General features: G+C 46.1%; 15 protein-coding genes. 14 read left to right on the top strand and 1 reads right to left on the bottom strand.

The window, feature by feature from the left end; genetic code table 11:
- From MWL85_RS06930 to MWL85_RS06980, 11 genes are all read left to right on the top strand, one after another.
- The gene (locus tag MWL85_RS06930) at window positions 1-747 is read left to right on the top strand and encodes an undecaprenyl pyrophosphate synthase (RefSeq protein WP_244400178.1); all 747 of its coding nucleotides are present in this window, start codon (window positions 1-3) and stop codon (window positions 745-747) included.
- A 103-nt stretch (window positions 748-850) separates the two neighbouring features.
- On the top strand, window positions 851-3,568 hold the full coding sequence (gene bamA, locus MWL85_RS06935; protein WP_394802118.1) for an outer membrane protein assembly factor BamA: 2,718 nt from the start codon (window positions 851-853) through the stop codon (window positions 3,566-3,568).
- A gap of 55 nt (window positions 3,569-3,623) precedes the next feature.
- Window positions 3,624-4,169 carry an OmpH/Skp family outer membrane protein gene (locus MWL85_RS06940; protein ID WP_018028325.1) on the top strand — a complete coding sequence of 182 codons (546 nt, stop codon included), beginning with the start codon at window positions 3,624-3,626 and terminating at the stop codon, window positions 4,167-4,169.
- A 64-nt stretch (window positions 4,170-4,233) separates the two neighbouring features.
- Window positions 4,234-4,737, top strand: a complete 504-nt coding sequence (locus tag MWL85_RS06945) for an OmpH/Skp family outer membrane protein (RefSeq protein WP_021902866.1) — start codon at window positions 4,234-4,236, stop codon at window positions 4,735-4,737.
- A gap of 202 nt (window positions 4,738-4,939) precedes the next feature.
- Window positions 4,940-5,194 carry a hypothetical protein gene (locus MWL85_RS06950; RefSeq protein WP_021902867.1) on the top strand — a complete coding sequence of 85 codons (255 nt, stop codon included), beginning with the start codon at window positions 4,940-4,942 and terminating at the stop codon, window positions 5,192-5,194.
- Window positions 5,195-6,047: 853 nt separating this feature from the next.
- The gene (gene trmB, locus MWL85_RS06955; RefSeq protein ID WP_244400180.1) at window positions 6,048-6,827 is read left to right on the top strand and encodes a tRNA (guanosine(46)-N7)-methyltransferase TrmB; all 780 of its coding nucleotides are present in this window, start codon (window positions 6,048-6,050) and stop codon (window positions 6,825-6,827) included.
- Window positions 6,824-7,939: an Mrp/NBP35 family ATP-binding protein gene (locus MWL85_RS06960; RefSeq protein WP_021903234.1), complete on the top strand. Its 1,116-nt coding sequence runs from the start codon at window positions 6,824-6,826 to the stop codon at window positions 7,937-7,939. The genes trmB and MWL85_RS06960 overlap by 4 nt, the downstream gene beginning before the upstream one ends.
- A gap of 46 nt (window positions 7,940-7,985) precedes the next feature.
- Window positions 7,986-9,407 carry a Na+/H+ antiporter NhaA gene (nhaA, locus tag MWL85_RS06965; protein WP_244400181.1) on the top strand — a complete coding sequence of 474 codons (1,422 nt, stop codon included), beginning with the start codon at window positions 7,986-7,988 and terminating at the stop codon, window positions 9,405-9,407.
- 26 nt (window positions 9,408-9,433) lie between these two features.
- A complete protein-coding gene (gene mscL, locus MWL85_RS06970) occupies window positions 9,434-9,868 on the top strand; it encodes a large-conductance mechanosensitive channel protein MscL (RefSeq protein ID WP_070707539.1) in 435 nt (144 codons plus the stop codon).
- A gap of 343 nt (window positions 9,869-10,211) precedes the next feature.
- Window positions 10,212-12,767 (top strand): adenosylcobalamin-dependent ribonucleoside-diphosphate reductase, encoded by a 2,556-nt coding sequence (locus tag MWL85_RS06975; protein WP_244400182.1) that lies wholly within the window; start codon window positions 10,212-10,214, stop codon window positions 12,765-12,767.
- A 227-nt stretch (window positions 12,768-12,994) separates the two neighbouring features.
- On the top strand, window positions 12,995-15,832 hold the full coding sequence (locus MWL85_RS06980) for a M16 family metallopeptidase (protein ID WP_244400183.1): 2,838 nt from the start codon (window positions 12,995-12,997) through the stop codon (window positions 15,830-15,832).
- A 392-nt stretch (window positions 15,833-16,224) separates the two neighbouring features.
- Here the strand turns inward: MWL85_RS06980 and MWL85_RS06985 are convergent, their stop codons facing one another.
- Window positions 16,225-17,247 (bottom strand): acyltransferase family protein, encoded by a 1,023-nt coding sequence (locus tag MWL85_RS06985; RefSeq protein ID WP_317221516.1) that lies wholly within the window; start codon window positions 17,245-17,247, stop codon window positions 16,225-16,227.
- Between the two features lie 604 nt (window positions 17,248-17,851).
- Between MWL85_RS06985 and MWL85_RS06990 the strand changes: the two genes are divergently transcribed.
- From MWL85_RS06990 to MWL85_RS07000, 3 genes are read left to right on the top strand one after another with little or no spacing between them, the layout of a single operon-like run.
- Window positions 17,852-19,159 carry an acetyl-CoA hydrolase/transferase family protein gene (locus MWL85_RS06990; protein WP_244400184.1) on the top strand — a complete coding sequence of 436 codons (1,308 nt, stop codon included), beginning with the start codon at window positions 17,852-17,854 and terminating at the stop codon, window positions 19,157-19,159.
- A gap of 24 nt (window positions 19,160-19,183) precedes the next feature.
- The gene (locus MWL85_RS06995; RefSeq protein ID WP_244400185.1) at window positions 19,184-19,828 is read left to right on the top strand and encodes a cytidylate kinase-like family protein; all 645 of its coding nucleotides are present in this window, start codon (window positions 19,184-19,186) and stop codon (window positions 19,826-19,828) included.
- Window positions 19,829-19,884: 56 nt separating this feature from the next.
- A complete protein-coding gene (locus MWL85_RS07000; RefSeq protein ID WP_244400186.1) occupies window positions 19,885-22,032 on the top strand; it encodes an ATP-dependent Clp protease ATP-binding subunit in 2,148 nt (715 codons plus the stop codon).
- Window positions 22,033-22,056: the final 24 nt, after the last annotated feature.

A 22,056-nucleotide genomic window follows, 5' to 3' on the forward strand; every position in this document is an offset into this window, starting at 1 on the left:
ATGATGGAGAGTGCCCTAGCTAAGATAGATAAGGATCGCATCCCTCACCACATTGCAATCATTATGGATGGCAATGGGAGATGGGCTAAGCAACAAGGTAATAAGAGAACCTATGGACACGAGCGTGGGGTAGAAACAGTCAGAACAATCCTAAAGGCTGCCAACGAGCTTGGGGTGAAGACGCTCACGCTATACACCTTTTCGGAGGAGAATTGGAAAAGGCCGCAAGAGGAGGTGGAAACTTTGATGAGGCTACTTGTGACAGCAGTGGACAACGAACTAGAAGAACTGAAGAGTAACAATATACGTCTTGAGGTACTCGGAAATATGGCGGAGCTCCCTAAAGAGCCTCGTGAAGCATTACAAATGGCGATAGAGGAGACCGCCTCTAATACTGGATGCCAGGTAGTATTGGCAATTAACTACTCTGGCAGGTCGGAGCTCATACATGCCGCCAAGCAATTAGTCAAAAAGGGATGCAAGGAGATTGATGAAAAGCTCTTTTCAGAGAATCTGTACCTACCAACGCTGTCGGATCCAGACCTGCTGATTCGCACTGGTGGGGAGTATCGGATTAGCAACTTCCTACTTTGGCAATTGGCCTATACCGAGCTCTATTTTACCCCCACCTTTTGGCCTGACTTTGGGAAGGAAGAACTATTCAAAGCGATACTTGACTTCCAGCAGAGAGAAAGACGGTTCGGGAAAACAGGCGAGCAGGTAAGTGACAGAAAGATAGAGAGATAAGTATATAATGAGGAAGATGATAATGTGGGGCAAAATAATAGATAAAGCCATGACCATAAAACAACTATACCGACTTGTAGCAGCAGTAACGCTGGGTTGCATAATGCTACCAAGTCTGCAAGCCCAAGACCACACCGATACACCAGTAGTCTCCTATGCTCGACCTACCAATAAGGTGATAGCAGGAATTGACCTCGTAGGTAATAAAAGCTACGACCGACAAGTGGTGATCAACATCTCTGGGCTCAAGGTGGGGCAAAGGGTTGCCATTCCTGGAGAAGAGATCACCCAAGCGGTGCAAAATTATGTACGCAATGGGCTATTTAGCGAAGTAGGTATCTCTGCCTCTAAGATTGAAGGCGACTCGGTATGGCTAACCATCAATATCGCTGAACACCCACGACTCTCTAAGCTACAGATCAATGGCGTAAAGAAGGGCGAAGCCGACGACCTAAAGAAGGGAAAGCTACTCGCTCTACAAGAAGGGGTACAAGCTACTCCTAATATCATCAACCGGGCTGAGATAGAGATTAAGCGCTTCTTCGATGCCAAGGGATTTAGCACGGCAACGGTAGAAAGCCGCACCCTCCCTGACCCAGACAAGGAGGGTTTTGTGCAATTGATCTTTGATGTTGAGAAAAACACCAAGACAAAGGTACAGCAGATCCACTTCTACGGCAATGAGATGCTATCGGACAATCAGCTGAGAAAGGCGATGAAGAAGACCAATGAGCGCTTCAACCTTTTCAAGAACTTCATCCCGAGTATCTTGGAGATCTTTAGCCAAAAGAAGTTTGTACAAGAGGACTACAAAGCGGACCTCAATAATATCATTGACCTCTACCACGCACACGGATATCGTGATGCTGAAATCATCAAAGATAGCATCTACCGTGCCGATGACAAGCGAATCAATATTGATATACATATCAATGAGGGTAAGAGGTACTACATAAAGGACATTAACTTTGTAGGAAATACCAAGTACACTACTGAGGACTTGGCAAGACTTCTAGATATGGAGAAGGGCGACATCTACGATCAGAAGAAGCTCAAAGAGCGTATGACCACTGACGAGGACGCCATCTACAATATCTACTCTAATAACGGCTACCTCTTCGCCAATATGACCCCTATTGAGACGGAGGTGAAGGGCGACTCAGTGAGCCTAGACATCCGCATCCACGAGGGTAAGCCAGCCACTATCAATAAGGTGATCATCAGTGGAAACGACCACGTATATGAGGAGGTAGTAAGGCGTGAGCTTTACACTAAGCCAGGGATGCTTTTCAATCGCGACTATATCATTCGTACCATGGAGCAGATCAATAACATGGGTCACTTCGACCAAGAAAAGATTGCTCCAGAGATTATCCCTAATGAGGATAGCGGTACCGTAGATATCGCATGGAACCTTGTACCTAAGAGCAATGACCAGGTGGAGCTCTCTATCGGTTGGAGCCAATCGGGACTGATATTGATGGCGGGATTGAAGTTCAGCAACTTCTCCATGCGTAACCTCTTCAACCCCTCCTCCTACAAAGGCTTTCTCCCAAGAGGTGACGGACAAACCCTTGCTCTAAGAGCTCAGACCAATGCTAGATACTATCAGAGCTATAGCATACAGTTTATGGACCCATGGTTTGGTCGTAAGCGTCCGAATATGCTAAGCATCTCCGCCTCCTACAGTAGGCAGACAGATATCAACCGTCGCTATTTCAACAACCAAATGTCTACCCTTCAGCAGTATAACCCATACGGCTATGGAGGTTATGGATATGGCTATGGCGGTTACCCCGGCTACGGCTATGGTGGTTACGGTGGGTATGGTGGCTATGGCTACGGAGGATATGGTGGCTACGGTGGTTACCCAGGTTATGGCTATGGGTACGGCATGATGCAGGAGCAGTATCAAGCACTGTACGAGAGTGCCTATGACCCTGATAAAACACTGGATATGCTAGGCCTGAGCGTTGCTTATGGCAAGCGACTTACCTGGCCAGATGACCGCTTCCAGTTCCAAGCTGGTATCAACTACACGATGTACCGTATGAAGAATTGGAGCTCTATCTACTACAACTTTGGGATGAGTAATGGTACAGCTAATGATATCAACCTTAGCCTTACCCTATCCCGTAGCTCTATCGACAACCCAATCTACACCAGGATGGGCTCCGACTTTACCCTCAACCTCACCTCTACACTTCCCTACTCTCTCTTTGATGGGAAAGACTACTCCGATCCCAAGCTTTCCGACGCAGACCGCAATAGGTTTATTGAGTACTACAAAATCAAAGGAAAGGGTCAGGTATACATACCACTTCTGGATCCTTCGGTCAACAAACGCACACCAGTGCTGATGTTTAGTGCCGAGTCGGGTATCATCGGTAGCTACAACGCCAATAAGCGCTCACCATTTGGTACCTACTATATGGGAGGTGACGGTATGAGCGGATATTATACTGGCTATCTCAATGAAATGGTAGGTCTTCGTGGTTACAAGAATGGTAGTATCGCTGGAGGTAGCGGCAGGGGAGCCTATGCTTATAGCAAGTTCTTTATGGAGCTACGCTACCCAGTAGTTTCAGAAAATAGCACCATGATTTGGATCCACACCTTCGCCGAAGCTGGTAATGCGTGGGAGAGAATTCAGGATATGAATCCATTCCAACTTAAACGCTCGGCCGGAATTGGCGTCAGATTTATGCTACCAATGGTAGGATTGATGGGAATCGACTGGGGTTATGGATTTGATAGGCCCGATGGCAGTGGCACAAAGGGAGGGAGCAATATCCACTTTATCCTAGGACAGCAGTTCTAATCAACTACTAGCAAGTAGTCAATATATTATTCACCAATAGACGAAAGGATTGAATATGAAAAAGAACCTCATAAGACTGATTACCGCCCTAGCAGTGATGGCACTAGCCTTCACAGGAGCAAAAGCACAAGATGCTTCTGCACGCAACTACGCTCTTATAGATATGCAGTATCTCACAGAGCAGATACCACAATACAAGTCGGCCACCGAGGAGATAGAGAAAAAGGCAAAGGAGTGGAACAAAGAGATCAACCAACTCAATGAGCAAGCTAAGCAACTCTATGTCAAATACCAGAAAGACTACGACAAGATGACAGCCGACGACCGTGTAAAGCGTGAGAATGCCATCGTGCAAGTAGAGGAAAAAGCTGCAGAGCTACAGAATAAATACTTCGGCAGAAACGGTGAAGCAATGAAGCTACAAGAGAAGCTCATCAAGCCTATCCAAGACAACATCTACCAAGCGGTTAAACTCATCTCAGAGCGTCGTGGTTACCAGATTGTCTTTGATCGCGCTAGCTCAGTAGGTAGCATCATCTACGCCGATCCTAAAGCCGATATTAGTAATGATGTACTCACCGTACTCGGATACTCAGAATAAATAGGTACATTTGCCAAGAACATAATAAGAGAATATACTAACCCTTATAGAATAAGAATTAGAGATGAAGAAAATTTTAATGACTCTAGTAGCCCTAGTGGCTCTACCACTTGCTATGCTAGCTCAAGAGCAGAAGATAGCAATTGTCGACGTGACCTCGATCATTACACAAATGCCAGAGACAAAGGCAATGCAGACTGAGCTAGACAATCTACTCAAGAAGTACGAGGATACTCACGTAGCAATGCAAGAGGAGTTCCAAAAGAAGTACGAATCTTATGCTGCAGAGCGTGAAGGTTTGCTAGAGACAATCCGCACCCGTCGTGAGCAAGAGCTTCAAGACCTTGCTAAGCGTATTGAGGATCTTCAGCAAGTAGCACAGCAAGACTACCAAAAGAAGCAAGTTGAGCTACTCACTCCTATCCAGAAAAAGGTGCAAGAGGCCATCGCAGCAGTAGGTAATGAAAATAACTACACCTACATCGTCGATGCATCCACAGTGATATTTATGAATAATAGCACAGCCATTGATGCTACTGCCAAGGTAAGAGCAAAGCTAGGGCTATAAACCATTGAAGCATACATAGATAGAGGCTACTCACTACAGTGGGTAGCCTCTATTTCTTTTCCCTTATCACTTGACACCATAAAAATAACTGCTCTAAAATAGTGCTATATCAAAAAAAATGACTAAGTTAGCAAAGTAATCAAGAAACAGTGACTACGAATACTAATAGAATCATAGATAAACCAAAAAAGCCAAAGACATTATGACTAAAACACTTTCATTTAACGAGCTGAGAGCCTTCAAAAACAGTCTTCCTCACGGAACAATCGCTAGAATCGCCGACGAATTAGGCATCGAGGAAGAGACCGTCCGCAACTACTTCGGTGGTAGCAACTTCTCCGAAGGGGAGCCTACCGGTGCACACCTTGAGCCAGGTCCTGATGGAGGGATTGTAGTACTTGACGACCTCACTATTTGGGATAAAGCCAATGAGATCTTGGCCGAGCTGAAGGAATAAGAGCAATCAATAGCCAAAAACTTAAAGGGCGACCTAGGTATCCACCTGAGTCGCCCTTTTTATGTTGAAATAGTTATTAGAGACTGTTGCATGAAGACGCGCTACAGCATTAAGAATATTCCAAGAAATGCCATAGCCCTGTCGTACCAGAAGGTACGCATTAGGAGAATGTTGAACGAAGTGCCATTCTCGCACATTTGAATCAAATGTGCTGAGACTTTGAACGAAGGATGAGATGCAAGACGCTGAGGGTGAGGGCAAGGTGCACGCAGGGCACCAAGGCCCCACCAGGGGCGCTGGGAGCGTACTAGCGTACGTGACCGAGCTCGAATCCCGAAAGCAACGAAGCAGATCGCCTTCGTGCAACAGTCTCATTAGAAGAGCTAAGTCAAAAACCCAGCTAAAATAGGGTTGTAGATGCCCTTACACAACCGACTATAATTCAGTGCCATACAAAATCACTTGCCGAGATGCAACTAAGCATTTGCTTTGTTGCATCTCGGCAATTGCTTAGTTGCAACTCGCCGATTGCTTAGTTGCATCTCAACTTTTACTCTACTAGCATAGAAGTTTTATGAAGGTGACTAAAGATAGTTTTTTGTCCTTGATAAGACTATTTTACGAGGAACTTCAATGGCTCGCCATTCTAGAAGAGTAGTCTATCCCGATACTCCTGAAGATCCTCTCGACATCCTTACCCATAGATACTCCGATGAATACCACTCGACAAGATATCCTAATGTATAACCTCTGAGTCTCCTACCCTTCTAGGTATTAATGTCGGTTATTATACGTAGAGATAGGGGTATTTTTGGTAAGTTTGCCTTTGAGAACTATTTGTTATCCTTAACGAATGAGTAAGAATAAACAAACCAAGTTTGCAGAGCTAGATGCTTTGCCTAACGTGCTTCAGTATCCCTACAAGGTCCTCAAGGGCTTGGAGGGGCGTTTCCCTTATCGTGGGGTGTGGGGTACGAAAGTCTTTGGCAACGACCACCCCATTATTATTGAGCTTGGGTGTGGTAGGGGGGAGTATACAGTGGAGCTCGCCCGCAATCATCCCGAAAACAATTATATCGGCATTGATATCAAAGGGAACCGGATGTGGAGTGGTGCCACCACTGCCCACCGAGAGGGGCTGGGGAATGTGCGTTTTCTGCGTGCTGAGATAGAGTCATTGACCTCCTTTTTTGGCGATGGTGAGGTGAGTGAGCTATGGCTCACCTTTCCCGATCCACAGATGCGCAAGGTGCGTAAGCGGCTCACCTCTACCCACTTTTTGATGCAATACAAGCAGATATTACGTAGCCCCAAACTACTCCACCTAAAGACTGATAGCCAGTTCTTATTTACCTATACCTCACTGGTGGCGAAGCACAACGGCCTAGAAGTTTTGGAGTGCTACAAGGATATTGATGAAGAGGTTAATGAGACTTCAGACCTAAGACGCATTCAAACTTACTACGAGAGTCAGTGGAGGGGAAGGGGCATCTCTATTAAGTATCTGAAAATAGCTTTGGACAAACTTTCAGAAACCCCTTCAGAACCGACAGAAGAGGTGCCATGGGATAGTTATCGGAGCTATGGTAGAGAAGCACGTAACACAATGAATCAGACGAATCAAAAGATATGAGTAGAATTACAGAACAAAATATATTGGATGCCTTAAAGGCAATTACGTACCCTGGGGAAAATGAAAACATCGTCTCCAGCGGTATGGTACAGAACGACATAAAGATCGAAGGCAATAAGGTCTCTTTTTCAATCCGATTCAGGAAGGCGAAGGATCCTTTCTATAAGTCAGTGATTAAGACAGCCGAGTCTGTGTTATTGAGCCAGGTGGATGAGTCAATGGAAATAAAAGGAAATATCACACCGATATTTCCTGAGCTTCCACCCGCACCAGCAGAGGATAAAATCCTCCCTTATGTGAAGAATGTTGTAGCCATTCATAGTGGTAAAGGCGGTGTAGGTAAGAGCACAGTGACCTCCAATCTGGCAGTCTCTTTGGCCAAAGCAGGGTATAAAGTGGGTCTGCTAGATGCCGATATCTATGGTCCTTCTATTCCTCGGATGCTTCACTTGGAGGGGAGCCGTCCCGTCCTGGTAGAAGTGGATGGCAAGGAGCTGATTGACCCCCCAGTAAAATATGGGGTAAAGGTGCTCTCCATAGGTTTTTTCGTGAATAAGGAGGATGCTATTGTGTGGCGAGGGACGATGGCTTCGAATGCGATGGGGCAATTGATTAGAGAGGGCAATTGGGGTGAGCTAGACTATCTGCTAATTGACCTACCTCCTGGCACCTCTGATATCCACCTATCCCTTATTCAGATGCTAGGGCTAACCGGTGTGGTGGTGGTGACCACTCCGCAGAATGTAGCCACCGATGATGCTCGAAAAGGAATCAGTATGTTTCGTGACGAGAAGATCAATGTACCCATTCTCGGTGTGGTGGAAAATATGTCGTGGTTTACTCCAGCCGAGTTGCCACAAAATAGATACTATATCTTTGGCAAGGATGGGGGTAAGATAATGGCTGAAGAACTTGGGGTAAAGCTACTGGGGCAGATACCACTCGTACAAAGTGTACGGGAGGCAGCAGACAGTGGCGATCCGATTGCCACTAGAGATGATGCGATTATGGGCATCGCTTTTCACAACCTTGCCGATAATTTAGTCGCTGCCGTGGAAGCGAGGAACTCGGAGTTTCCCCCTACATCAAAGGTGGAAATCACTCATAGATAAAGCGAACACAATAGAAATACACACACATATATAAATAAAGAATCCAATGCCAACAGTTGATACAGCCATACGAGGGACGAATCCCTTGAGACGCTTTACCAAATGGATCGGAGGAATTAATCCCTCTGTCTTTATGTTTTCCGCAGCAATATTGGCCATCATATTTGCCAATTCATCTCTATCGGGGCTCTACACACGCATTCTGGATGCTCCAGTTAATCTAGAGATTGGAGGCTATAAGTTTTTCCAAGTTAATGGTCGTGCCATGACGCTCACGGAGTTTATCAATGATGCCTTGATGGTGCTCTTTTTCTTTAGTGTGGGGTTAGAGATTAAGCGAGAAATGGTCAATGGCTCCCTCAGCTCCGTGCGGAAAGCGATGCTACCAACGCTTGCTGCATGCGGTGGGATCATTATGCCGGTGCTACTATTCTTAGCGATAGAAAATCAAGACCCTATCGCCCTGAGAGGTGTGACTATACCTATGGCTACAGATATTGCCTTTTCGCTAGCAGTACTCGGGCTACTGGGAAAACGTGTGCCAGTGACACTCAAGCTATTCTTGATGGCGTTGGCGGTGGTAGATGATATCGCAGGCATACTAGTAATCGCTATCTTCTACTCATCTGGAATTCAGTGGATCCCCTTGGCATTGGGTATAGCGACCATTATCATCGCCTACCTCTTCTCTAAAAATGGAGTGACTAAGAGCTCGACCTACTATATCCTTCTATTTATTGTGTGGACCTTCTTTATGCACTCTGGTATCCACTCCACGATTGCGGGGGTGCTGCTCGCCCTAGTTATTCCACATAAGCCAACGATTCATCCAAAAGATCTTGAGGAGGATATGAAGCGACTGGATATCCATGTGGCGACATCAAAACAGGAGGGCTATGTACAAAAAGATTTTCTTGATGACGACTACATAGGTGATATGCAGGTGACTCAAAGAAGAATACAACGCACCATCTCACCAGTGCAGATTATGGAGCACGAGGTATCGCCTTGGGTGCATTACCTGGTGCTACCTCTATTTGCCTTCTCCAACTCCGGTATCGCTTTTGGAGAAATGACAGGTTCGGCTGCGATAGGTGTAGCAATTGCCGTTGCAGTGGGTCTTTTCGTTGGGAAGACAATTGGTATATTCGGTTTCACTTTCCTAGCTACCAAGCTAAGACTAGTAAAGCTGACCCCAGGGGTCACCTACGCCAATGTATTTGGCATATCGATATTTGGTGGTATTGGCTTTACCGTTTCTCTTTTCCTTGCAGCTCTGGCTTATCAAGGGATAGGAGCCGAGGCAGCTGAATACCTCAATATGGCTAAGCTGGGTATTATTGTCGGCACTGTGGTATCAGGCATTGTGGGGGTATTGGCACTCAGTGCTATCCTTAAATGGGAGGCGAAAAAGGGACGAGGGGCAGCAAGCCAAGAGTACAAGGACTACCTAGCAAGCAATCATTAATTATCAACAAGTTAAAAGTATATTTTATGGCATTTTTTGAAGAGTTTAAGGAGTTCGTATCTAGAGGCAATGTGCTAGATATGGCTGTCGGTGTAGTCATCGGTGGTGCCTTTGGCAAGATCGTATCATCGGTAGTGAATGATATAATAATGCCACCTATCGGTTTACTTCTTGGCGGAGTAGACTTTACAGACTTGAAAATAGTGCTACAGCATGAGAAGCTCAATGAGCTGGGCGAGGTTATTCAGCCACTTGTGACCTTAAATTATGGTTCATTCATACAGACGGTTGTAGACTTTCTAATCATTGCATTTGCGATCTTTACGATGGTGAAAGGAATTAATCAGCTGAAGAGAGCTGTGGAGGAGGAGGAGAAGCCAAAAGAGCCAGAGAAGCCAGCAGCTAAGCCCGATGATGTAGTCCTTCTTGAGGAGATTAGAGACCTACTTAAGAAGCAATAAGACCAACTATAATTCTATCACAAAGTTGCCACAATTCACCACTCGGTGTTGTGGCAACTTTTTATTTTGGACAACTCGTCACAATACTACAATCCATTAAACCTCCCAATTCGTTATAGACAAATACATTATATTCAACTGATAATCAATAACTATAGTAGTTACAACATAAAATATATACTTCTTTCGCACAAATATAATGGTTAATTCTGGTCAACTTGTGAGATAATTCGGTTATCTTTGTTTGCAAAAATGGAGAACGCTTCAATGCTTATCTTTCATGTACTTGAATGACTTACTAGGTTTTAATAGCCTATAATTAGATATAAACATATAGCACCAAATGGAAAAGAAGTATTACACCTTTGATGAAGCCTTTAAAGCTACACTTGAGTACTTTAAGGGCGATGAGCTTGCCACAAAAGTGTGGTGCTCAAAGTATGCACTGAAAGATGGGAAGGGGAGGCTACTAGAGTGCACGCCTACCGATATGCACCATCGTATTGCCTCTGAGATTGCTCGTATCGAGGCTAAGTACCCCAACCCCCTTAGCGAGGAGAAGATCTTTAAGCTAATGGACCACTTCAAGTATGTTGTGCCACAAGGAAGTCCTATGACTGGGATTGGCAATAACTTCCAAGTGGCGTCGCTCTCCAATTGCTTTGTGATTGGTATGGACGGACCTAGCGATAGCTATGGCGGTATATTCAAGATGGACGAGGAGCAAGTGCAGCTGATGAAGCGACGTGGTGGCGTTGGTCAAGACCTTTCCTATATACGTCCTGCGGGTTCACCTGTAAAGAACTCTGCACTGACCTCTACGGGTCTTGCCTCCTTTATGAATAGGTACTCCAACTCCACTCGTGAGGTGGCTCAGGATGGGCGCCGTGGAGCTTTGATGCTATCTGTCTCTATTCAGCACCCCGATAGTGAGTCTTTCATTGATGCAAAGCTAGAGGAGGGCAAGATCACTGGCGCCAACATTTCGGTTCGCATCAGCGACGAATTTATGAGGGCTGTGGTGGAGGATGGAGAGTACACACTACAATACCCGATTGAGGTAAGCGATCCGAAGGTAAAGAGGACTATCAAAGCTCGTGAATTGTGGAATAAAATCATCCACAACGCATGGAAGAGTGCCGAGCCAGGGGTACTATTCTGGGATACGATCATTAGGGAATCACTGCCCGATTGCTATGCCGACTTAGGTTTCAAGACCATCTCCACCAATCCTTGTGGCGAGATTCCACTATGTCCTTATGATAGCTGCCGTCTATTAGCCATTAATCTTTATGGATACGTTGAGAATCCATTTACAGATAAGGCGAAGTTCAATTTTGATCTTTTCAAGGAGCACATTGGCTATGCCCAAAGGATCATGGACGACATTATCGACCTCGAGAGCGAGAAGATCGATGAAATCATTAAGAAGATTGAAAGCGACCCCGAGGGTGACGATATCAAGCGTACTGAGATGGAGCTCTGGCAAAAAATCAGACGTAAGACTTTGATGGGACGCCGAACTGGACTAGGTATTACTGGAGAAGGGGATATGTTGGCTGCCCTTGGCTTACGCTATGGCACAGAAGAGGCCACCGAGCATGCAGTGAAGGTACAAAAGACCTTGGCTTTGAGCGCTTATGAGAGCTCTGTAAGTATGGCTAAGGAGCGTGGGGCTTTTGAGATCTATGATGCCAAGCGCGAGGCTAATAATCCGATGATGCTGCGTATTAAGGCGGCTGATCCTAAGCTATACGACAACATGGTGAAGTATGGTCGTCGCAACATCGCTTGCCTTACCATTGCACCTACTGGCTCCACCAGTATTATGACTCAAACCACCTCCGGCATTGAGCCAGTGTTTATGCCTGTATACAAGAGACGCCGTAAAGTCAATAGCAATGAGCTAGAGAATTCCAAGCCCACCTTCGTTGATGAGATGGGCGACCAGTGGGAGGAGTACATCGTGTACCACCACCACTTCAAGACTTGGATGAAGGCTAATGGTTATGACCCTGATAAAGACTATAGCCAGGAAGAGATAGATGACCTTGTAGCAAAGTCGCCTTATTACAAGGCTACCTCCAACGACGTTGACTGGGTGGCCAAGGTCCGTATGCAAGGTCAGATGCAGAAGTGGGTGGACCACTCTATTAGCGTTACCGTGAACCTTCCTAATGATGTAGATGAAGCACTCGTGAATGAGCTTTACATTACTGCTTGGAGTGAGGGCTGCAAGGGCTGTACTATCTATCGTGATGGGTCGAGGACTGGAGTGTTGGTCGCTGCGGAGCCTAAGAAAAAGAGCACCCCAGCCGAAGCAGAGGATACTACCTCAATTCCATTCAAAATGCCACAAAAGCGACCCACCGAGCTAGAGGCCGACATTGTTCGCTTCCAAAATAATAAAGAGAAGTGGATCGCCTTCATCGGTCTAGTAGATGGTCGCCCCTACGAGATCTTTACCGGTATCGACGACGAGGATGAGGGGCTTTATATCCCCAAGCGCATCAATAAGGGCTTAATCATCAAGGCTTATGACCCTGATGGCACCAAGCACTACGACTTCCAGTATAGCAATAAGAGAGGGCTCAAGGTGACTTGTGAAGCACTCGACACTAAGTTCAATCCAGAGTTCTGGAATTACGCCAAGCTAATCAGTGGAGTACTTCGCTACGGAATGCCTATTGACCAGGTGATTGCACTAGTACAAGGAATGGAGCTCAATGATGAGTCCATCAACACTTGGAAAAATGGTGTTGAGCGTGCACTTCGCAAGTATGTCGCTACAGGTCAAAAAGCAACTGGGCAGAAATGCCCCAACTGCGGTTCAGAAGATTTGGTCTACCAAGAGGGTTGCCTGATCTGTCAAAACTGCGGTAACTCCAAGTGCGGTTGATCGCATTCAGCAAATATCATTGTAAATGAAAGTAGTTGGTTCACTCAGAGTCTCTATCTGATGAACCAACTATTTTTATTTTATAGCATTCAATGTAAATAAAGCTCAACATCCATATTGAGAGGAGAAAATCTCAAGATTTATATATAAATTTGTGCCAATGATAAGTGGGGGGGGGAAGGCAACTAGTAGAATAGTAATCAGTAAATAACATAATGATTTAAGTGATGAACAAAACAATTCAAGTATGGATTAGTGCTTTACTAATCGCACTGCTGAGTGGCTTTTCAGTCGCTTCCGCCCAAGATCAAGTAGCACCACTTCCTATTGACAAAGATGTGCGAGTTGGCAAGCTACCAAATGGGCTTACCTACTTTATTCGCCACAACCAACAGCCTAAAGAGCGTGCCAACTTCTATATCGTGCAGCGTGTAGGCTCAATGCAGGAGGAAGACAACCAATCAGGATTGGCACACTTCCTAGAGCATATGGCATTTAATGGCTCCCGCCACTTTGCTGGTAAGGGGATGATCAATTACCTTGAGAGTATCGGCGTGAAATTCGGCGCTGAGCTCAATGCATATACCTCTTTTGAGGAGACAAGGTACACCATTATGGATGCACCCGTGAGCGACACCTCTGTTATTGATTCTTGCGTCTTGATCCTAAGAGATTGGAGCGATGGTATTGCACTTCTTGACGAAGAAATCGACAACGAGCGCGGTGTGATCCAAGAGGAGTGGCGACAGAGCGAAGATGGCAACATGCGTACCATGACCACCATGCTCAAGAAGACCTTCCCCGACCTTCGTTATGGCCACAGACTTCCTATCGGAAGCATGGATGTTATTCGCAACTTTACCTACCAAGAGCTACGTGACTACTACCACAAGTGGTATCGTCCCGATCTTCAAGGATTGGTCATTGTAGGTGATGTAGATGTGGATTATGTAGAGCAAAAGATCAAAGATACCTTTGCAGATATGCCAGCTCCTGTGAATCCTGCTGAGCGCGTGTATTTAGAGGTGCCAGATCGCGAAGAGCCCATTAGCATCGTAGTCACCGACCCTGAGACCACTCGGACTATGATCTCATTCTCCTACTCCACCGATGCACTTCCAAGAGAGCTAAAGGCATCTGCAGTAGGGCCTGCAATGAATTATGTCACTTCCATCATCACGAGCATGATGAATGACCGCTTCACCGACATTGCCCACAAACCCAATGCACCATTTGTGTATGCAGGGATGTCCATGGGCTCTGTGATGGGATTTGTTCCTACCGAAGACGAAGCTAGCTTCATCGCGATCGCTCACGAAGGGCGTACCGAGGAGGCACTTAATGCCATTGTTGCCGAGATGAAGCGTGCCAAGGAGTACGGCTTCACAGCAGCCGAGTATGAGCGTGCCAAGGCAGACTTGATCAGTACATACGAAAACCTTCTGAATTCAAAGGATAACCGTACCAATACCTCCTACGCCAATGAGTATAGCGACTACTTCACCAAGGGTGGCTATATCCCTGGAATTGAGGTAGAGTATCAATTGATGAATAACCTTGCTCAAGGCTTTACTTTAGAGCTCATCAATCAGTATTACCAGCAGTATACAGAGCCTAAGAACCTAGTGGTTACCCTTATGGCTCCTGAAAAGGAGGGGGTTAAATACCCTACAGAGGCTGAGCTGCTAGAGCAATACAATAAAGCACTCCAGCAAGAGGTTGAAGCCTACACAGATGAGTTTGCTGGCGTAGAGCTGATGGAAAATCTACCAGAGCCAGGTAAGCTTCTTTCAGAGCAAACAGGCCTTAAGTTTGGTGCTACCTTGTGGACATTCAGCAATGGGGCAAAGGTATATGTACTTCCTACCGACTATAAGAAAAATGATATTCGCATCTATGGCGTAAGCCACGGTGGATATCTACAGTATGCCAACGAAATAGGTAGCATCAATACCCGTGCCTCAAGGCAATACGCCACTATTGGTGGGCTTGATAAGTTTAGTGCTACAGATCTGATGAAGGTATTGGCTGGTAAGGTAGCTACTTCCAACACAGGCGTTTCTGAAGTCAAGGAGTGGGTCAATGGCTCATCATCAGATAAGGATATTGAGACGATGTTCCAGCTTGTATATCTCAATATGACCTCTCTCAGGAGCGATACCGAGGCGTTTGCGTCAGCCATCGAAAAGTCAAAAGCCATGCTCAAGGCAAGTGCTGCTGACCCGCTAACTGCTTTCTGGGATAACACTTCACGACTTATCTACCCAGATAACGACCTCACTTATAAACTACAAGCCGAAGATCTCGATCAGATAGACTATGCGAAGATGCTAGAAGCTTACAAGGCTCGGTTTGCCAATGCAAGCGACTTCACCTTCTTCCTAGTTGGTAGCTTTGACCAAGAAAAGGTGCTACCTCTAGTAGCCCGCTACATTGGTGGTCTACCAGGCAATCATACCGTAGAGCCTGACCAGTCGTCAAAGGCTTTTGCCAAAGCCAAGAATAGCCACCAAGAGAAAATGGAGCTAAAGGCAACAACCCCTATGGGACTTTCACTAGGTTTATTCGTGAAGGACGGTACTTATGAGTTGAAGGAGAATATGATTATCGATATCCTTGGCGAGGTACTCAGCCAGCAGTTCTTCAAGAGTATCCGCGAAGACGAGGGTGGCACTTATGGAGTAGCTGTACAGAGCAATACCAGCAGAGCTCCAAAGGGCGAAGAGTCTTTACTCGTATTCTTCCAGACCAATCCTGAGCAACTCGACCACCTCAATGCTAAGGTAAAGAGCGAGCTCAATCAGATTGCTGAGGGTTCCATCAATATCGACGAGTACTTCAATAAGACCGTCCTCAATATGAAGAAGGGCTACGAGCAAAATCAAAGAGAGAATAGCTACTGGATGAATATCCTTGTAGACTACTACTTCAATAACGACAATGCCTACGACAATTATCTTGAGACACTTGATAGCATCTCTATTGATGATATACGCAATGCGTTGAAGGATATTCTTGCCAACGGCCGTTACCTAGAGCAGATCGGTGTCACTGTAGAGAAATAAGCGACACCCCCATATATAATGCAGATAAAGCTCGGCTGGCACATACCAGTCGAGCTTTATCTGTTTTGGGACTTTGTACCAAGGCGATCTAAGGAAATACTTTGCCAACTACTAGCACTTTAAGTCTATTCTATGGGCCTTCATAAACTAATGGGGTATGAGGGCAAAAGTTGAGTTGCAACTAAGCATTTGCCGAGATGCAACTAAGCAATCGGTGAGTTGCAACTAAGCAATCGGCGAGATGCAACTAAACTTTTGCTGAGTTGCAACTAAAGCAAGCACCAATTTATAATACTGAATTTCAGCACATTACAATTCAGCTTTTAGCACCCTCATTAATACGCGAGAATGACGCACGAAGTGAGACTTAGGTTTTAAGTGGTCACTGACAATTACTCTGCCGCTTTTATATTAAAGAGTGCTCTTCCCCATTTGCATTTTGGTGCAAACAACACGCCCAAATAAGGGATAGCTAAACTTAGCATTAAATTAGGTATTGACGTGCCCACAAGCGGAGCATTTAGTAATTGATAAATCATTATGGTCACCTCATTGACCCAACGTTTAAGTCCAAAGAGTGGCATCGCGTGAAAGCAAAGAGCCACCAACGAGTACTTTCCCCATAGAACCAACTGATTACTCAAAAAATCCGTTTTCGCTGCAACCAACCTTGATAACGAATAAAATAGATAGGTGCCAGCCAAAGCGGTGATAATCTCAACTGGATAAGCGAGATATAACGTTTGATATGAAGCATTTAATTGTGACTTACGACCCATTAATAGCCAAAAAACTAATGCCAAAATGAGCGTCCATCTGTGCTTATCAAGGTAAATTAGCACTTGATATTTTCTAATCAGATGCCCTATACAATAGAAAAGCAGATTGGTAAAACCAGCCAATAGAGCAAGGGGAAGCGTTACGAAAGCATTGAGATACATTGCAACTAGCGAGACGACCACCACAATAGCCATGGTCCATTCTTTGAAATTACGAAAGAGCACGTTGTATAGAAATCTCACCCAAAAGATCGCCAACAAAAACCACAATGGTCCAACACTTAAGATATTCATTTGTCCCAATTGGCTGTTTATAGGCATTGCCCAAAGAAAGGAATATAGGTTAGCTTTTAAGGTCTCACAAAAGGGTTCATTATTCAGTACTAAACGATTAATGAAAATAACAATACAAACAAACAGATAAGGAACGATGAGACTCCTGACATCCCTCCTCACTTGAATCATCACCTCCTTTGGCTTATAAAAATAGCCACTAATAAGCATAAATAGCGGCATGTGAAAAGAATAGATATAGACTCTAATTATTGATTCACTTGTAAAGTAATGACCTAGTACCATTAATAGGATGCCAATTCCCTTCAATATATCAAATGTAACATCACGTTTTCCCATCATCCAAAGATATTCAGTTAGTAATTCTTTGCAAAGCTAATCTATTTTGACGGAATTAAGCAGAACTAAGAAGTCAAGCTTTTATTATGCTACTACATAGGGAGATATCTGATTGGCATATAACATAGTACATTAAATTGGCTTTGAGGGTATTGGCAAAACAATTTGTAGCTCATTATTGCACAATCGGAGTTTTTTTTGTAACTTGCCACTAGGTAGTCTGTGAGATAGGTATCTTGCGGTTAGTGGTAGGATTAGGAGGCAAGTTGCCATTCTCAAAGACTTATTACATTATTATTGAAACAAGTATTTTTACCTAACCACTTTCTATCCTCCGATGTTAATCATGACCTATTGGAAACACGAACCGCTCATCATAGAGGGAGCAAGAAGCCTGCTCTTTTTGCTCTACTTCTTGATTTCGCTCTATCTCTCACATGACAGCTCTCCCCTCCTTTTTGGGGTGACAGCCGGTGGAATGATGCTTTATGCGGTGTTAATTGTGGGGTCGTTAATTTTGAAGAAAAAGCAAGGCTTAAAGTAGCTTTTACGCAAGAAACCTATACACATTATATATACTATTTTTGAACTAATCTAATAACATTTGATGATGAGTAGATGCAAAGAGATGTCGCTTACTGCGGCGGTGGCGGAGATAGCAGATGGCTCCAAGGTGGTGCTGGGTCATGGAGCAGTGACCCCTAATTGTGTGCTGGAGGAATTAGTAAGACAGTGCGACCGCTTCAAGCAGTTGCAGATTTTCCACTTGATCTACCTTGGAGAGGCGGTGCACTTAGTGCCTGGTATGGAGCAGCACATGCGGGTCTGCTCACCTTTCTTGAGTGGTGCGGCGATGCGTAATGCAGTGCGAGAGGGGCGTGCCGACTTTATCCCCCGACATTTTTCGCAAGTGCCAATGCTCTTTGCTGAGGGAGGGGCTTTTCAGCCCGATTGGGCGGTGGTGCAAGTGACCCCACCCGATGCCGAAGGACGGTATAGCTGTAGCCTCTCCTCGGACTACACTCTGCCAGCAGCTCGATGTGCCAAGCGGGTATTGGCGGTAGTTAATCCCGAGCTACCCTATATTGGTGGCGACAACTTTCTAAAGGCGGAGGAGATAGATATTTTGGTGACCCATGCCTCGCCAGCACATACTCTGCCAGCCGCCACGCCAAGCGAGACCGATCTCGAGATCGCACGTTACTGTGCCGAGCTAATCCCCGACAGAGCCACGCTACAGATAGGCATTGGCGCACTACCCGATGCGGTACTAGGGCTATTGAAGGGACATAAGGATCTAGGCATCCACACCGAGCTACTCACCCCTGGAGTGCTAGAGCTCTACCAAAGTGGTGCCATCACAGGCAGTTACAAGGGGGTTCGCCCCGGGGTAATGACCGCCGCCTTTACGATGGGTGATGAGGCACTTTATCGCTTTTTGGGTGAGCACAAGGTGCTGGAGCAATATCCAGTGGATTGGGTCAATGACCCTTATGTGATTGGGCAGAATGAGCGTATGATCTCCATCAACTCGTGCATTGAGCTCGACCTCTACGGACAAGTTTGTGCCGAGAAGGTGGGTGGCCAGATGTTCAGCGGTTCGGGTGGTCAGGTAGATTATGTGCGTGGAGCTCGGCTCTCAAAGGGGGGTAAGAGCATCATTGCCCTTCCCTCTACGGCCAAAAAAGGCACCCTCTCACGCATAGTACCGATGCTGGGGAATGGTAATGTGGTGACTACAGGTCGCAATGATGTGGACTATATCGTAACAGAGTACGGAGTGGCTGCCTTGGCAGGTCGTAGCGAACTTGAGCGTGCCGAGGCACTGGTTTCAATTGCTCACCCCGACTTTAGAGAGGAACTAGAGCGGAGTGTGTGGGAGCAATTTCCAGCCAAGAGATTTTGGAGTAAGTAATAAACAATCAATCTATAGAGAGTAATGAAGCAGGTAGGTGAAGGATATGCGATCTGTATAGGTCGTTCGTACGGCAGTGGTGGATATCGACTAGCAAAGAGGCTACACGAGCGTTTGGAAGTACCACTTTATGATAAGGAGCTACTCGATAAAGCAGCTGAGGATAGCCATATCCGTAGGGAGCTCTTTGAGCAAGCGGATGAGCAAAATGGATACGAAATGCCACTGGTGCTGAGTGGCACCCTTGGAATGCCCAATGCCTTTTATATGCCAGCTCAGAGCTATCTATCCAATGATCACCTATTCTCTATCCAAGCCGAGACGATCCAAAAGTTAGGAAGCAAGGGTTCGGCTATCTTTGTGGGGCGCTGCGCTGATTATCTTCTGAGGGAACACAAGCAACTACTCACCATATTTGTCACCGATGACCTTGAGAGGCGTGCCGAAGTGGTTCAAAAGCGTCTTAATCTTGATTCGCTAGAGGAGGCAACTCGTGAAGCCGAGCGGGTGGATAAGAGTCGGCGTGACTACTACAATTATTACACCTCCAAGCATTGGGGCAGGGCTGACAATTACGACCTTTGTCTGAAACTTTCGTCCATTGGCATAGATTATGCTGTAGAAATGATAATAGGCATTATACGGGAGAGGGGATTTGTAAAGGATTAAACCTGTGTGCGGGGAGGGAGCCTATTCCTTTTGCCCCACACAGCAAAGGAATAGATATGAAAGAGATGATGTATAGGAAATATAGCCAAGAGCTACTCAATGAGACCGCTACACCCTTTGGCGAAGAGCATGAGGGTGAGGAGGGGCTAGGAGGGCTCTTTGGTAGCCATGCCAAAGGTGAGGCGAGCACATCACGCACGGAGCAACCTACCTCTAGCGGGGGAGGTGGAGATCAGTCAAGTACCCCCACCCTAGATAAGTATGGCACTTGGCTCAATGCTCAGGCAAAGAAGGGGGCACTAGATCCCATCTTGGGGCGTGAGCAGGAGCTACTGAGGGTGGCACAAATACTCGCAAGAAAAAAGAAGAATAATCCAATCCTGATTGGTGAACCAGGGGTGGGAAAAACAGCAATCGTAGAGGCATTGGCTCAGAGAATTGTGAGCAACGAGGTGCCCATCTCTCTGCTCAATAAGCGAATCGTATCGGTAGACTTGGCTGGAATGGTAGCTGGCTCTATGTATCGTGGGCAGTTTGAAGAACGGATGAAGGGAATCATCTCGGAGCTGAAGGCCAACCCTGATATCATTCTTTATATTGATGAGATACACACGCTCGTGGGGAGTGGCAATAGCCAAGGTGGGCTAGATGCCGCTAATATCCTGAAGCCAGCACTCTCTCGTGGAGAGATTAAGGTGATCGGAGCAACCACGCTAGAGGAGTATCGGAAATCAATTGAGAAGGATGGTGCCTTGGAGCGTCGTTTTCAGAAGGTAATGGTGGAAGCGCCTGATGCCCATGAGACGCTGGATATCCTTAAGAAGCTAAGGCCGAGGTATGAAGCTCACCATCACGTCTCCTACAGCGACGAAGCACTTCTAGAGGCAGTAAGGCTATCGGAGAGGTATGTGACCGATCGCTTTTTCCCTGATAAGGCAATTGATGCGATGGATGAGGCAGGTGCTTATGCATTCATTGCACATCAGAAGCCTTTGGACCTCTCTAGGTACGAAGAGAAGATAGCAGAGGCGGCAAAGCTGAAGCAGAAAGCAGTAGCAGAGAGTGACTACGAGCTGGCGATCAAGTACCGCGACGAGGAGAAAGCAGCCAAGACAGCCCTAGCAGAGTATAAGGGGCAATTGGAGCGAGGGGAGCTACTTTCGGAAAAGGTAGTGGTAGGGATCGCCGAGGTACAGAAGGTGGTCTCTATGGCGAGTGGCGTGCCAGTAGAGTCGTTTACGAAAGACGACCTCACTGCTCTCTCTGAGCTGGGTTCGAAGCTCAAGGCTCGGGTGAAGGGCCAAGACCATGTGGTGGATGCGGTAGCGAGCGCAATTCAAAGGAATAGAATTGGACTGCGTGACCCCAATAAGCCCATTGGCTCTTTCCTATTCCTTGGTTCTACAGGTGTGGGTAAAACCCTCTTGGCGAAACGGATTGCCTGCGAACTCTTTGGCAGTGAGGAGGCGATGATTCGGGTGGATATGAGTGAGTTTATGGAGCGACACGCAGTATCCAGATTGGTAGGAGCCCCACCAGGATATGTCGGTTATGACGAAGGGGGTGAGCTCACTACTAAGGTGAAGCGTAGGCCTTACAGTGTGATCCTATTTGATGAGATCGAAAAGGCACACCACGATGTCCACAACCTACTCCTTCAGCTTCTTGATGATGGTATTCTGACAGATAGCAATGGGGGCAAGGTGAGCTTTAAGAATACCATTGTGATCATGACCTCCAATGTGGGAACACGGCAGTTGGAGGAGTTTGGCACTGGTATCGGCTATCGAGACGCTTCATCGACCGACTATAGCCAACTTTCCAAAGAGGTGATCGAGAAGATGCTTAAGAAGAGCTTTGCCCCTGAGTTCCTTAATCGTATTGATAAGATTGTCACCTTCAATGCACTAGGTAAGGAAGTGCTGCGAGATATTGTAGATATCCAGCTCGGAGAGCTCACTGAGCGTCTGCAAGGATTGGAGCTCGAGATCACTTACTCCGACAAGGCAAGGGCCTTCCTTGTAGAGAAGGGATTTGACCCTAAGCTTGGGGCTAGACCACTCAACCGAGCAATCGCAGAGTATGTAGAGGATATGGTGACGCAAGCAATCATCGATGGCGAAGTGAAGTCACCTGGAGCCTATCTTGTAGATGTAGAGAAAGGCAAGGCGCCTTCAAAACTACAGATAGCTTCCGCTTCCTAAATAGCGTTACCTATATATAAGAGG

Origin of the sequence: Porphyromonas somerae (assembly GCF_022845615.1) — a bacterium.
Taxonomy (GTDB): Bacteria; Bacteroidota; Bacteroidia; order Bacteroidales; family Porphyromonadaceae; genus Porphyromonas_A; species Porphyromonas_A somerae.